This is a genomic window from Luteibacter pinisoli, from assembly GCF_006385595.1.
Taxonomy (GTDB): domain Bacteria; phylum Pseudomonadota; class Gammaproteobacteria; order Xanthomonadales; family Rhodanobacteraceae; genus Luteibacter; species Luteibacter pinisoli.
Genome location: NZ_CP041046.1, coordinates 2234363 through 2247728, shown reverse-complemented (window position 1 = coordinate 2247728; position 13366 = coordinate 2234363). Strand labels below are relative to the sequence as shown.

The window sequence follows — 13366 nt, the reverse complement described above, 5'->3', positions numbered from 1 at the left end:
TAACCCGCTGTGGCACACTCAGGGGCTTCACTGAAGGAGCTGCCGCGTGCTGCATCGTTTCCTTGCCGTTCTCGCCTGCCTGATGCTTTCCGGGCCGCTGGTTGCCGCCACCGTGATCAACGGCGCGCCAGGCACCTTCCGTCTCGACGACCGCGGCAACGCCATCGACGCCCACGATGGCGACCTGCAGTACTTCAACGGCCGTTATTACCTCTACGGCACCCAATACGGCTGCGGCTACCAGTGGAACCACAAGGGCGCGCCGTTCTGCGGATTCCGCGTCTACTCGTCGCCGGATCTCGCCACCTGGCATGACGAAGGCGCGCTCTTCGACGCATCGACGGCCGTATGGCAGAAGCGCTGCGACGGCAGCACGTATGGTTGCTACCGGCCGCATGTGGTGTTCAACGCCCGTACGCATCGGTACGTGCTGTGGACCAACAGCTACGACGTGGGCGTGGGCTACCACGTGTTCACCTCGGCGACGCCCACGGGCCCCTTTGCGGAGGTCGCCCTGCCGACGCTCGCGATCAACACGGGGTTGCCGCCGGGGCTGAACCACGGCGACCAGGATGTCTTCGTTGACGAGGACGGCGTGGCTTACCTCGCCTACACCGACTGGCAGAAAAAGGGCGACATCGTCGTGGAGCGCCTGGATGCCGACTATACGAGCGGCACCGGGAGCTACGTGCGCATGGGCCTGAAGGCGACCGAGGCACCGTCGATGTTCCGGCGCGGGGCGACCTACTACCTCACGTATTCCGATCCCAACTGTGGCTACTGCGCGACCGGCACGTCGTACCTGCACGCGACGTCGCCGCTGGGGCCGTGGCAGGGCCGGAAGGGAGCCACCGATCCGCTGCATCGCGGGCTGCCGATCAGCAAGGATTCCTGTGGCGGGCAGCCGGCGGATGTCGCGGCATTGCCCGGCGACGGCGGCACGATGTACCTGTATCAGTCCGATCGATGGGACCGTGGCGCCATCAACGAGGGCCTCGCGACGCAGTTCCAGGAGCCGCTGCGATTCGATGCATCCGGCGCCATCCTGCCACTGGCGTGCGCTGCCACGTTCCCGAACCCTGGCGCGGCCGCGGCAAGCGCGGTGGCGGTGAACGTTCCCGTGGTGCCGGGCAAGCCCGTGACGCTTATCGTCGTGCGCGGGGAAGGCGAGGCGGCGGTGCGTCTCCCCTTGTATCGCCATGGTGACGGCGCCGGCACGCTGCGCGTCAGCGTCCATGCCATGCAGGCGGATGGGAAACCGGGCGATCTGCTGGGCTCGCATGAGTTCACCACGGCACAGCTCAGCTGGTCACCGCGCGGCGAATCGATCCGGCTGGCGAAGGACGTGCCTGCGGGGACGCGGCTGGCGGTGACGCTGGAAGCCGAAGGCGGCGACGCGGCGTTCGGCGCCTTGAAGCCCGCGCCCTAGCGGCGCGTGGCGAACACCCCGTCCAGGGCCAGCTTCGCCTCGAAGCCGGCCTTGCCAAGACGGGTGGCCACTTCCGTCGGCACGTCGCGGCCAGTGGTCAGCTTGTTCGGGCTGCCGGTGTAGTGGAACAGGCGGCCACCGCGGCGGATCACGCGCGCCAGTTCGTTGTAGAACACCTGCGAATAGAGCTCGCCGGCGATGCCGAAGCGCGGTGGGTCGTGCAGGATGGCGTCGACGGAGCCATCGGCGATGGACGCGATGCGCTCCGACACATCACCCTGCTGCAGGTGCAGGCGGCCGCTCGCCTCGGCGGCGTCAGGGTCGGGCGAGTACGGATTGATCGTGCGCAGCCAGAGCACGTCCGGGTTCTTTTCGAACGACTGGATCTGCGCGACGCCCGCGTCGAGGCAGCAGGCGGCAAAGTAACCGAGGCCGCCACACGTATCCAGGACTACCTTCCCGCGCGGATCCACCAGGGCGACCTTGCGGCGCGCGTCATCGAGCGGGGATTCCTTCGACGTGGGCAGCATCTTGATGCCGTCGATCTCGAAGGTGGGCACGCCCCATTCGGTCGGCACCAGCTTGATCAGCGAGCCGGCGAACCGCGACACCGGCTCGAAGTCCTCGCCGTCCCACGCGTAGATCGTCCGCGGCTTGATCTTGCCGGGGTAAGGGTAGGGCGTGCCAAGCCAGGTCCATGCTTCGTCGTGCAAGCTGGCGGTGCCCTCGCTGCGGCCGAGGTCGAGCGAGCCGGTCCAGACGCTGGCACCCGCCTTATGCGCCGCCAGGAGGGCCTGGGCCGTGGGTTCCGTGAGCAGGGGGCCGGTGTAGTGTGACAAGGCAGCGCCAATCAACGATTCAACGCGGCATGATACCGCCCGGAGGTGCCTGGCATGGCTTCCCATCGAACCACGTTCGTGATCAAGCCGGTGCGTGACGAGCCCGCGCCGGACGACGGCCGCCGCGTCCTGGTGGATCGGCTGTGGCCGCGAGGCGTCTCGCGTGAGCGCGCGGCGCTGGATGACTGGTGGAAGGACATCGCCCCCACCCCCGAACTGCGGGTCTGGTTCAACCACCAGGAGGAGCGTTTCGCCGAGTTCACCGACCGCTACCTGGCCGAGCTGAAAGCGAACCCGTTCGTGAAGGAGGCGCGGGCCGGGTCACCGCCCGGCCGGACGACGCTGCTCTATGGCGCCAGGGACCACGCCGTGAACCATGCAGTCGTCCTTGCGCGCTTCCTGAACCACGCGCGCTGACGCCTCAGCCGCCGAGGCGGGCCTGGCCGTGGAACACGGCTTCGATGTTGTGGCCGTCCGGGTCCAGGGCAAAGCCGCCGTAGTAGCCCTCGTGGTAATGCGAGCGCGGTCCCGGCGGGCCATTGTCGGTGCCGCCAGCCGCCAGCGCGGCCTCGTGGAAGGCATGGACATGCTTGCGGTCGGTGACGCGGAAGGCGACGTGGACCGGCGGTCGGTTCGGCTCGCCCTTGTAGATCCAGAAGTCCGCCTTGCCGTCCGCGCCGAACCCGGCGACGTCGGTACGCCCGGTGACCGAGGCGGGGAAGATGGCCAGCAGCTCGTAGCCGATGGTCGCGAGCACGGTGGTGTAGAACGCCTTGCTGCGTTCGAAGTCACTGACGGTGACGCCGGTATGGTCGATCATCGGGCTCTCCTGGTCGGAAGGAACAGGGCCGGACTGTAGCGCAAAACTCAGAGCGTGCAGGCGTCCGTGGTGTTGAGCTTGGTGCCCACCGAGGCGCCGAAGGCGCTGATCCCGATCAGCGAGCCGGGGACGTTGGTGGTGTTCTGGCCGGGCAGCGCGGTGCCCGTGGTGACGGCGCACACGACGAACGACATCGGCTGGCTCGCGTTGGTGCGCGAGGCCAGCGGCTCCAGCTGGCCCTGCTGGCCATACGTGATGACGTTGGTATCCAGCGCTCGGGCCGAGACCAGGGTCAGCGGGCCACTGGCGCGGAGCAGCTGCATGCCCTTGCTGGCCGTCGCATCGTAGGTGTCTGTCGAGGCCGTGGTGGCGACGGGGTGGGCGTACACCAGCCAGCCTGTCTCGTAGGTTTTCGTGCCCGAGCAGGTGGCGTTATCCGCACTGGCACACACCGAAACATAAGTGGCGCGGAGCACGGCCTCGGCCCTCGCATAATCCAGCGAGGCCTGGAGGTTGTCCGTGGCGCTGCGTACGCGATGCTTCTGGATCATCGTGCGGAACTGCGGAATGGCAATGGCGGCGAGTACGGCGGTGATGACGATCACCACCAGCAGTTCCAGCAGGGTGAAGCCACGCGCTTTCACCAGCAGCTCCCGTTGGTGGTCGCGTTGCCGGTCTGGTCCTTCACGCCCGTGTTGGTGTACGTCAGGGACAGGCAGGCGTCCTTGGCCTGCGGGCCGCCGGCGACGGGTGCCGCCGTCGCCTTGAAGGCTTGCGCCGCGAAGGTGTTCACCGCCGTCACGTCAACGGTGGCGGCGTAGTAGCCGCTATCGGACGTCGCCGTGGTGGTCGCGGAGAAGCCGATCGTCTTCAGGTCCGCGTACTTGTTCTGCTGCGCGTAATAACGCTCCTCGGCATTGCCGATCGCCAGCAGCAACTTCTGTCCGTCAGCCCGGCGGGCGCGCAAGCTGTACCGGTTGTACTGCGGGATGGCGATGGCGGCGAGGATCGCCATCACCACCACGGCCACCATCAGCTCGATGAGGGAGAAACCACCACGGCGCTGGCGCATCCTGGGCATATCAGTTCTCGCTGTTCAGCACGCGCCACGAGCGGCGGCGTGCGGTGGGGATGGCGGTGCTTGGCGTATACCCGTTATACGTCGTCGTCATGCCCGGCGGGAGTGACTTCGCGCCGCTCAGGCTGGCCGCCGTGCTCAGGGCGCCGGAGGTCGCGGTGCCGGTGACACGTGCGCCGGCCAGCGAGAAGCCGGTGCCGACGTTGTATCCCGAGGCGCCGATCGAAACGCCGTAGGCGGCGGTGCCCGTCGTACCGTCCAGCGCGAGGAAGGAGCCTGAACCCGCCGTCGTGCAAGGATCATTCGCGGTCGGGATGAGCGTGCTGAACGTCACGGTATTGGATGTGGCATCCAGCGCCGGCGTCACCACCACGCGCTCGCCCGCGGGATTGTTCAGCGCGAGGTACCACCCCGAACTGGTGGTCGGCACCGTATTGTTGGAGACGCCGATCGCGCCCGTCGTCGCATCCACGGACATCGTCTGCTGGGTAAGGGCACTGAGGGTGACCGGTGTCGTCACCGCTGCGCCCGGATCGCGAACGCCATAGATGGCTTGCACGGTCGTGTCGGCGCTATCCGCCGTACTGAGGAACCGGCCCGTGCCGAACACCACCATGAAGTAAGCCGAATTCGGATCCGCCACGAGGCGCGGTGCCGTCGTGATGGACTGGGCGTTTGCCGTTGCCGGCTTGAACAGCAGGCTGACACCTTGTGACTGCGTGGTGCTGCTCAGCGATGCGTTGGATAGATCAATGCGCCACACGTTACCGTCGAGGTCGCCGGCGAACGCGACGTCGGCCACCTGGTCGCCGTCGTAGTCCCCCAGCGTGGGGGTGAACAGGCCATGGCTCGCGGTGGCACCTGCGCCCGTCGGCGTACGGATTTCCTTGAGCAACGTGCCCGTCTGCGCGTCCAGCACGAACAGCGAGCTGTAGCTGTTGCCCGCTGCCGTTGCGGTACTGCCATCCGGGAAATACCCGCCTGGCACGAGCACGACCCAGCGGCCGATGTTGGCCGGCGTGGTGCCGCTGGCGGCGCTATTGGTCCACGCGATGCGCGCGATCACCGGCGTGCCAAAGGTGTAACCCAGGTTGCCGGGCGTCCCCACGGTGGAGACGCTGTCGCTGTTGAACTCCCAAAGCACCTTCGTGGCGACGGCGCTGGCGGTGGTCATGGCGGTGGGGTCGGTGATGTCGATGCCGAACACGCCACGGCCACCGTAACGCAGTGATCCGACGAGCAGCGTATGCCAGCCCTTCGTGCTGGCGTTCGTGGCATTGGCGTTGGCGAAATACACATCGCCGGTCACCGGGCTGCCGTCCACGGTGGGGGTAAACGTGAACTGGTTGAGCTTGCTCTGCGCGGGCAGGTTCGGATAGACGGTCGCCGGCACGTAGGCCCACCGCTCGCTACCCTCCTTACCGCCCGCGACCGCCGCGAGACGGGCATCGAACGCGTGCAGCATGCCATCGTTCGCTCCCACGTAGACCACGGGCTGGCGTGTGGATGCCGTCGCGAGGAACGATGAGTATGTGGGTGCACCGGTAGCGGCTTCTGGCGAGTTCGCAGGGAAGCTATCGCTGTAGTTGCCCGATGCCGCTCCCACATACGCCGGCTGTGAACCGAAGATGGCGCCCAGCGTGGTGGCGCGCGTGCGGAAGGTCGTGCCTTCGAGCGTTCGCGTACCGCTCAACCACGCGACGCGCTGGACGCCGAGGTTATCGATGGTCGCCGTTGCGCCCGTCCCATCCGACGAGTTGAGCGCTGCCTTCTCAGCCGTGCTCAGGTTGTCGTACGTGAAGGTGGTTCCCGTGCCGGTGCCCGGGCCCGTGCTCGTGGCGATCTGCCGGGGGTCACTGGCCGGGCTGCGCAGGTCAAGCTTTGCGCCGGCGGACCACAGCGCCGCGCCCACGACACCCGCACTGCTCACGGGGTGCGCTTCAAACGTACCACCCCAACTGGTGGTGTCGTAGCCTGCGAAGTAGGCGATGGCGTTTGCCGTCAGCACGTTGGTGCTCAGGCTGAGCGTCAGCGAGGTCGAGCTGCTGGCGATCACCGAGGACAGGATGCTGCTCAGGCTGCTGACCAGGGACGTCGGATCCGCCGCGCTGAAGTAGCCGCCGCGGCTGTTGATGGCCGCATGCCAGGTGTCGTCGATGTTGACGGCGCCACCGCCCGTGTCCGGGTTCGGCCACGACTTGCTGCCCTTGCGCAGGGCGAGGTAATCACCATCGTAATCCAGCGTGCCGGAGATACCCATGGTCACCATGTACTGCGACATGTGCTGCCAGGTCGCCGGGTCGTTTGCCGGGTTGAAGTAGACCTCGCCCGTGGCGCCCGGGTTGGCGGGATCCACGGTGGCGGTTGCGCTGGTGACACCCGTGCTCAGGTCCGGCCAGTAGGCCGGCACGATGTTGTTCAGGTCGGTACGCAGGTCGGTCGCCCAGTAGTTGAAGGCGATGTCGGCCAGCGACGGCGACGTGGTGCCGGACTGGTTCCAGTAAATCTTGGAGTTCGGATCGGAGACGGAATACGACTTGTTGTCCGGCAAGGTCGTCGCCGTGTTGTCGGGCGTGGCGACGGCCTTCGGCGAATCACCATTCCAGTAGCCGTCCGTCACCAGCATATGGAAGTTCTTGCGGCAGGCCAGTTCGCCCGGCGTGCTCGTGCTGCCGTTCCAGTACGGATCCTGCGACGTAGGCGATGTGGAAAGCTTGCGCTTGTAGAACTCGCCGGCGGCAATGGTCGCGACGCGCGTGGGCGTACCACCGCTTGCCGGAACCCCGTAAATCCAGTTCATGAACTGGCTGCGCCAGCAGGTGTCACTGGTGGCCGTGCCCGCGCAACCGCTGGTGTTCGCCAGTTCGAGGATCTTGCTCGCCGTGGCGAGGGCGCCGTAGGCCAGCCCGGAATACGAGCCGGCGCCGGTATAGTACGCGCCACTGCCGGTCTGGCTCTGCAGCGTCTGCCAGCTCACGCGCACGGCGTTGTCAGCAATCGCTCCAAACACCCGCCCGATCGCCGCGCGCGCATTGAAGTTGCGCGTCCGGTAATAGCTGTACCAGATGGCGAAGTTGGCCTGGATCGCCGCCGACTCGTTGGACACCAGGTGGTAGGTGCAGGTGCTTTCGTCCGTGGGCGAGGTGCACACGTAGTAAAACGCGCCGGTGTCGTACGTCGTACTGACCGGGATGCCGAGCACCGTCGTCACGTGTGCGCCACGCACGGCGGTGGGAATCTCGAGGGCCGCGCAGGTGCCGTTGCTGCGGTACCAGCCAGTTTCATTGGCATCGCGCGGGCAGGGCGAGTTACCCGCCAGCACGTTGGTCAGGAAGTTGGTGCTGAACGACGTGCTGAGGTTCACCAACACAGGGTCGAGGTACTTGCCGTTGTTCGGCGACCAGCACTTCTTGTTCAGGGTGTTCGCGCAATAGCCATCGCGCCACGCGGAGGTGAACGTCGGCGTGCCCAGCGGCTGGCCGAGGGCGTCCGGTGGCACCACGTACGTGACGGTCGGATCGAAGTAGATCGGATTGCCCGTTGCCGAGTAGTAGTACTTCTTGCCGTTGTTATCGTCCATCGCATCGGGGATGGACGTCGAATTCATCGAGCCGGAATCGTCGAAGGTCACCACGATGTTCGGGGCGACCTTCGACGTGACGCCAGGCGGCGTCTTGGTGATCGTTACCGTGGTGGCCTGCGCCGCGGAGCCGACAAGCAGCGTGGCCAGGCAGGAGAGCACGAGGCGCCATGGAAAGGAGAGTCGGGTCATGGCGGATCCTTCAGCTCAGCGTGCAGGTCAATTGATTGGGCGTGACGAACGTCGACTCAACGACGCGAATCGTGTTCGGGCTGCCTCCCGTGGCGCGAGCCGTGATGCGGTAGATGTAGAACGCTGCCGTCGTGCTGCCGCCCGAGCCGACCTCCTTGGCGGTGCTGGTGCCGATGCTCGGGTTGCGGTCCTGGCCGAGGTATTCCACGAGATACCACGGGTTGGCGGCCAGTACGGCCGTGCTCAACGTCGTATCGGTGGGTGCGGCGGTGTAATCCAGGGCAACGCCGGAGCCTTTGTATTCGGTGCCGCCGGCGGTCACCCAGGTGGACGCATTGCGGAACGCCGTGACCTTGGCGCTGACGATGGCGGGGTTGCTCGAGTTGTAGCAACCGACGGCCACGCCGTTGAACAGGTTCCACTCCACGCCGCGCAGGGCGTTCTCGGCAGACCATTCCGCCTGTTGCGAATTGCGCAGGGCACCGGCGAGGCGCTCCTGGATCAGCGAACGGCTGGAGCTGGTGATGGCGACGATCGTCAGCACCAGGAGGAAAATCAGTGCTACGACCAGGACGGCGCCGCGTTCCCGTTTCATGGGTTGTAATTCCTGACGGAAACAAGGCTGGAGAATTCGCGGCGCAGCATATGGTTATCAAAGCCCTGGTCAGCCGGCTTGACGGCGCGGTTGGTGTCGTCGGGTGCGGCCAGGCCCGTGATGGCCGTGTCCCCGTAATACTGGTACTGCATGTCGCCGGCATTCAGTGCATAAAGCGGCTTCTGGCCATCCATGAGCAGGTGCACCTCGACACTCTGCACGGAGCGCCACATGCATCCGGGATCCGAGCCCAGGGCGCCGATGCTGGACGAGGCGCATACGGTGGCGCTGTCGATATCGCTGGCCGAGCGGTAGCTGGTATTGCCGGCGGCATCCATGACGCCGTAGAGGAAGTCCAGCCGCTCCACGCCGCGCACCACTTCGGCGCTCACGCCGTTCTGGCGGCGCATCAGTGCACCGGTCTTGTTGCCGTTGTTATCGTCCACCACCTGGAGGTAATAGGTAATGGTCTGGTAATCGCGGTTGAAGTCGAACAAGCGTGGCGACACGCCCGAGGGTACCGCCAGCGTGGTGTAGTTGCCATTGGCGGTAATGATCGAGCCGGCCACCTTCGCGCTGAATACCTGTGCCGCGTTGCAATCCGCCAGCATCATCAGGTCGTTGGTCTTGATGTCGGAAAGCGGCGGCTCGCCCGTCTGCGGCACGACGGTCAGGCTGGTGACGGTCTGCCCGGTGAGCGTCATCTTGCTGATCGTCCCATCCAGCGTCCAGCCGCGGGTACCGTCGAGATAACGAATCGTCAGGATGTCACTTCCGGGGACGCGATTGCCCGTCGCGGTGCCCTGCGCCGGAATCACGCCCGTCCCCGAGCCGGGGGCGGGGTCGACGGGTGTACAGGCGGTGGTCGTGCAGTCGTAGCCGCGCATCGCATACCACGAGGGCAGGGTGAAAGGCGCTGTCGGCGACGCCGGGTAGGTATTGGTTCCGCTCTTGACGCCCCACGTGGTGGTCACGTCACTCAAGGCCGACTGAAACGTGGCACCGGAGATCAGCACCCGCGGCGCCCGCAGGTAACGATCGAGCGTCACGGCGCCATTGGACAGGGCCGCCGACTGACCGCCCATGTTCGAGCAGTACTGGGCATTCGCCATGCGCAGGTCGTTGGTCAGGGCGGTCATCGCAAACCGGCCGCCCTCCTGCAAGCGTGCGAGCTGCGCCTGCACGAGGCTGCTGCTCGACGTGGTCTGGAAGATGTTGACGATACCGATGGAGACGAGGATGCCAAGGGTGATCGCCACCATCAGCTCAATGAGCGAAATGCCATGCATGCGACGGCGGCTCATGGCTGGAAATTCCATGCGTAGGTCTGCGCTTTCACCGTTGATGTCGCGCTATCGGCGGCGGTGCGTTCGATCCAGGTGATTTTCATGACGCAATTGCCTGCGTAAGGTGGGCGCATCTGCAGCTGCGTTGCATCGGCCGTGACGCCCTTGGTACAGGCGATGGATGCCGACGAATTAGGGAGGAAGGTCGTGAGTTGCGAACTCCACTGCGCCTGGTCGCGCTTCGCGAGATCGGCCGGCGTACACGCGGCGGTCTTCGTGCAATCTTGCGTCACAGTCAGCGGATACGACGCGGAATCGTACGCCCCAGACCAGACACCGAGAGGATTGGCGCGCATCCGGTCAGCCATGCCCATGGCAATGAATTCCGCCTGCGTGCGCAGGTAACCCACCTGGTTCGAGCGAAAGGAAATGATGAGCAGGCCAGCGAGGCCAATAATGCCGACACCAAATACCAGCACCGCGATAAGGACTTCGACCAGGGAGGCGCCCCTGGCCCGCAACGGTGACGACATACAACCCCTTCGATGGTGGAACGATTCAATACGTGCGTGACGTATTCTTGCGTTCGCAAGCATATCATCCGCATGTGCGACACATGGATGACGCACGTCGCATGAATGTTTTTTTAGATTCTTCACAGCGCCCCCAAAGCCAAGGTCCAGGCGACGTTGCAGGTTTGCATGTTAACGATGCGCGCGATTCATCATCCTGCACACACTACGTGCGAACACTGCAAATACGGCACTTTTGACCCTGCGAATTCGACCTTAGTCCCGTTCACGTGATCAATTCATCATTTACGTCTTTCGCAGCGCTTTCACGCACCGTTGATGCAACGATGACAGTTGCGACGCGTTGACGTCGATGGTCTTGATAGTTATTACGCTGATTGAGAACTTACTCAAATCTTACGAACGAGACGAAAAAAAAGATGCCGCCCTCGCAGGCGGCATCTTCGTTATCCGGCACTGTTGCTCGCGCGATTATTCCAGTCCGACCCAGCGATGCATCTCGGCCATGTTCAGCGCGAGCTTCGGGCTGCGGCGGGCGATGCGTTCACGCTTCTCGCGCTCGGCGCGAATCGTCGGCCAGGCTTCGAGGTACGCCGTGAGCACCGCGTCGTCACCGGCGTAGCGGCGCAGTGCCTCCGGGGTGGCTGAGCGCAGCGCCACGGCGCCGTTGTAACCGCCAAAGCCCTGGGTAGCACACACGGCGCCGCCGTCGGCATTGCCCGGCGAGGGCTCCGCCTGCAGGTGGAAGTGGCTACCGACGTCCGCCAGGTCCGGATCGAGGCGGCGCAGGGTCGGCACGCCCGGGGCCTGGCGGCCGAGGACGAACTGCAGGGCCTGCGACAGGGCCTTCAGGCCGGTCTCGCCCATGGTGTGGCCATCGCCGACGGCCTTCGGGGTGCCAACGAACAGCTTGGGCAGCTCGCCTTCACGGCCCTGGCGCTCGGCGGCACCACGCAGGCCGGCCAGGGCGGTGCCCAGGTCGGTCTTGGAGTTGGTGCGGGTACCGGTGGCGTGTGCGGCGAGGTACTGGAAGTCGTCCACGCCATAGCCATGGGCCTGGTAGGCCATGTCCAGGGCCTGGACCAGCGCGTTCTCACCGCCGAAGCCGACGCCGGCGAAGTGCGCCTTGCCGCCTGCCTCGGCACTGGTGCCCCAGCCGACGATAATCGAGGTGATATCCAGCTGGTTGCGCAGGGCGAAGTCCAGCGTGGTCACCAGCAGGCCGGAACCTCCGTGGCCGACCACCGTGCCGTCGGCATCGATGTCGAACGGCGCCAGGGAGTCGTGCACCGTGCGCTCGGAACCGTCGCCGTGGGCGGCATTCTTGGCGGCCAGCTTGTCGCCGGTCATCAGGGCACCGCCGCCAAAGGCCTCGAGGATGCCGTAGCGCGGCTGCAGGGCCGCATCGGCCGCGGTCAGCACGATCATCTGCGGCTTCTGGAAGCCCGGGTAATCGAAGAGCAGCTGCGGGGCGATGTCGGCCAGCGCGATCAGGCTGGAGGCGCAGGCACCCACGGCGGTGAACGGGGCCTGCGGCACGCGCATGAAGCCCACGTCGTCCTCGGACTTCAGCGATTCGCGCAGCTCGGGGTTCTTGAGCACGCGGCTGATGCTGTACGACGGCGAGAGCATGGTGGAGACAAGGGCAGGGCCGTGCGAACCCAGCGAATGCGCCAGGCGCACCGCGAAGACGTCCTTGGGAATGCCGCCTTCCGGCAGCGGCGCGTCCGGGCGCAGCCACTGGCCGAGGCCTTCGTTGCCGCCAAACGCGGTGGCGGCCACCACGCGGAACTCGAACGGGTTGGGCACGATGTCCTTGAGCGGGCGCGGCAGGCCAGCCAGCGCGCCCAGCGCGCCGTAGGCGAACAGCTGGGCCTGCAGCGACGGGCTCAGCAGCGGCTCGTTCTGGAACAGGCCGTGCATTTCTTTCAGGCCGGAGGCGCGGATGTCCTCGTAACGAAGGCCCGCCAGGCGGCGCAGGCCAACGGTTTCCAGGTCGTGCGGCAGCGGGGCGGCGATATCCGTGACCACGCGCGGCGAGACCTCACGGACGCCAGGTACATGGCGGATGCCCGTGTTCGCGCGCAGCTCGGCGCCGTGCAAGCGGGTCAGCTCGTCCAGCGACACCGGCTCGCCGGCGTTTTCACCGGTGGCCCAGCGCATGCCCTGGGCGGCGCTCGGGGCCTCCGGGTCGATCTCGACCAGGCCCGCATCAAAGGCCGCCAGGGGGAAAAACTCCTCGGACTGCGCCACCAGGGCCTGGTAGGTTTCCGTCGATCCGACCGCCGACATGGTGCAGGCGGTGCCGATGGTGACGAGGACCTGGTCGCTTCTCAAGGAACGATTGGACATTGCGCGTAAGTATCCGGACAGATCAAACAGGAATTATAGGCGGAGTAGGGCCTTCCGGCGCGTTTCCCGACAAGTCGCCACCTGTTCCCCGATGTTAGGGTGCCGGGGTCCATAGAAAAGGGGCACGCCAATGATCGTCACCCAGGGCACCGCCGATGTGCCAGCCACCGAGGCGCGACTTCGCGCCGTACTCGCCCAGCTGAACGTGCCGGTGTTCGCCACGTTCGATCACGCGGCGAACGCGAAAGCCGCAGGGCTGTCGTTGCGGCCGACCGTCGTGCTCGTTTTCGGCAATCCAGCGGTGGGAACGCACCTGATGCAGGACCAGCAGGCGATGGCGCTCGATCTGCCCCTGCGTGTCGCCATCTGGGAGGACGCGGCCGGCCTGACCTGGCTCGGCTACCACGATCTTCGCCAACTGGCGGCGAACTACCACGTAACCGACGACATTACGGTGTCGAAGCTGGCCGGGTTCATGGAAACCCTCATAAAGCAGGCCACGGAAAGCGAAAAGGGATCGCCCCCCTGAAAAGTGCGACCTGGTTCTCAACAATGAAGCAACGCCATCATAAGTTGCCGAATAAACCCTAGGTAATTTTACGGGGTTGATTAAGATCGCGCCCGGCTGACACCGCCTTCACAAATGTGACCGGCGGCATTTC

The 13366-nt window shown here is 65.7% G+C and carries 12 protein-coding genes; 3 read left to right on the top strand and 9 right to left on the bottom strand.

Annotated elements, in window-relative coordinates:
• Positions 1 to 46 precede the first annotated feature (46 nt).
• Positions 47 to 1429, top strand: a complete 1383-nt coding sequence (locus tag FIV34_RS10170) for a family 43 glycosylhydrolase (protein ID WP_139982321.1) — start codon at positions 47 to 49, stop codon at positions 1427 to 1429.
• On the opposite strand, the gene FIV34_RS10165 is transcribed toward FIV34_RS10170, so the two are convergent.
• Positions 1426 to 2334 carry a class I SAM-dependent methyltransferase gene (locus tag FIV34_RS10165; RefSeq protein WP_139982318.1) on the bottom strand — a complete coding sequence of 303 codons (909 nt, stop codon included), beginning with the start codon at positions 2332 to 2334 and terminating at the stop codon, positions 1426 to 1428. The genes FIV34_RS10170 and FIV34_RS10165 overlap by 4 nt on opposite strands.
• Between FIV34_RS10165 and FIV34_RS10160 the strand changes: the two genes are divergently transcribed.
• The gene (locus tag FIV34_RS10160) at positions 2323 to 2685 is read left to right on the top strand and encodes a DUF488 domain-containing protein (RefSeq protein WP_139982315.1); all 363 of its coding nucleotides are present in this window, start codon (positions 2323 to 2325) and stop codon (positions 2683 to 2685) included. The two genes, FIV34_RS10165 and FIV34_RS10160, sit on opposite strands and share 12 nt — an antisense overlap.
• Before the next feature lie 4 nt (positions 2686 to 2689).
• Here FIV34_RS10160 and FIV34_RS10155 read toward each other — a convergent pair whose 3' ends face one another.
• The 8 genes from FIV34_RS10155 to FIV34_RS10120 form a co-directional block, all read right to left on the bottom strand.
• Complete coding sequence (locus tag FIV34_RS10155) at positions 2690 to 3088, bottom strand: VOC family protein (RefSeq protein WP_139982312.1); 399 nt, start codon at positions 3086 to 3088, stop codon at positions 2690 to 2692.
• 47 nt (positions 3089 to 3135) lie between these two features.
• Positions 3136 to 3732: a GspH/FimT family pseudopilin gene (locus FIV34_RS21115; protein WP_139982309.1), complete on the bottom strand. Its 597-nt coding sequence runs from the start codon at positions 3730 to 3732 to the stop codon at positions 3136 to 3138.
• A complete protein-coding gene (locus tag FIV34_RS10145; RefSeq protein ID WP_246058798.1) occupies positions 3729 to 4160 on the bottom strand; it encodes a type IV pilin protein in 432 nt (143 codons plus the stop codon). Before FIV34_RS10145 ends, FIV34_RS21115 begins: the two co-directional genes overlap by 4 nt.
• A 10-nt stretch (positions 4161 to 4170) precedes the next feature.
• Positions 4171 to 7938 (bottom strand): pilus assembly protein, encoded by a 3768-nt coding sequence (locus FIV34_RS10140; RefSeq protein WP_139982306.1) that lies wholly within the window; start codon positions 7936 to 7938, stop codon positions 4171 to 4173.
• A 10-nt stretch (positions 7939 to 7948) separates the two neighbouring features.
• The gene (locus FIV34_RS10135) at positions 7949 to 8533 is read right to left on the bottom strand and encodes a pilus assembly PilX family protein (protein ID WP_139982303.1); all 585 of its coding nucleotides are present in this window, start codon (positions 8531 to 8533) and stop codon (positions 7949 to 7951) included.
• Positions 8530 to 9837, bottom strand: a complete 1308-nt coding sequence (locus FIV34_RS10130) for a PilW family protein (protein ID WP_170207571.1) — start codon at positions 9835 to 9837, stop codon at positions 8530 to 8532. The genes FIV34_RS10135 and FIV34_RS10130 overlap by 4 nt, the downstream gene beginning before the upstream one ends.
• Positions 9834 to 10352 carry a type IV pilus modification protein PilV gene (pilV, locus tag FIV34_RS10125; protein ID WP_170207570.1) on the bottom strand — a complete coding sequence of 173 codons (519 nt, stop codon included), beginning with the start codon at positions 10350 to 10352 and terminating at the stop codon, positions 9834 to 9836. Before pilV ends, FIV34_RS10130 begins: the two co-directional genes overlap by 4 nt.
• A 471-nt stretch (positions 10353 to 10823) precedes the next feature.
• Positions 10824 to 12704: a beta-ketoacyl-[acyl-carrier-protein] synthase family protein gene (locus tag FIV34_RS10120; RefSeq protein ID WP_139982295.1), complete on the bottom strand. Its 1881-nt coding sequence runs from the start codon at positions 12702 to 12704 to the stop codon at positions 10824 to 10826.
• A gap of 130 nt (positions 12705 to 12834) precedes the next feature.
• Here FIV34_RS10120 and FIV34_RS10115 point away from each other — a divergent pair, with 130 nt between their 5' ends.
• The gene (locus tag FIV34_RS10115; protein ID WP_139982292.1) at positions 12835 to 13233 is read left to right on the top strand and encodes a DUF302 domain-containing protein; all 399 of its coding nucleotides are present in this window, start codon (positions 12835 to 12837) and stop codon (positions 13231 to 13233) included.
• Positions 13234 to 13366 lie beyond the last annotated feature (133 nt).

Coding starts and splice junctions, on each gene's coding strand:
- pilV (WP_170207570.1), bottom strand. CDS start 10,352: ATGTCGTCACCGTTGCGGGCCAGGGGCGCCTCCCTGGTCGAAGTCCTT.
- FIV34_RS10140 (WP_139982306.1), bottom strand. CDS start 7,938: ATGACCCGACTCTCCTTTCCATGGCGCCTCGTGCTCTCCTGCCTGGCC.
- FIV34_RS10165 (WP_139982318.1), bottom strand. CDS start 2,334: ATGGGAAGCCATGCCAGGCACCTCCGGGCGGTATCATGCCGCGTTGAA.
- FIV34_RS10120 (WP_139982295.1), bottom strand. CDS start 12,704: ATGTCCAATCGTTCCTTGAGAAGCGACCAGGTCCTCGTCACCATCGGC.
- FIV34_RS10115 (WP_139982292.1), top strand. CDS start 12,835: ATGATCGTCACCCAGGGCACCGCCGATGTGCCAGCCACCGAGGCGCGA.
- FIV34_RS10160 (WP_139982315.1), top strand. CDS start 2,323: ATGGCTTCCCATCGAACCACGTTCGTGATCAAGCCGGTGCGTGACGAG.
- FIV34_RS10155 (WP_139982312.1), bottom strand. CDS start 3,088: ATGATCGACCATACCGGCGTCACCGTCAGTGACTTCGAACGCAGCAAG.
- FIV34_RS10145 (WP_246058798.1), bottom strand. CDS start 4,160: ATGCGCCAGCGCCGTGGTGGTTTCTCCCTCATCGAGCTGATGGTGGCC.
- FIV34_RS10135 (WP_139982303.1), bottom strand. CDS start 8,533: ATGAAACGGGAACGCGGCGCCGTCCTGGTCGTAGCACTGATTTTCCTC.
- FIV34_RS10130 (WP_170207571.1), bottom strand. CDS start 9,837: ATGAGCCGCCGTCGCATGCATGGCATTTCGCTCATTGAGCTGATGGTG.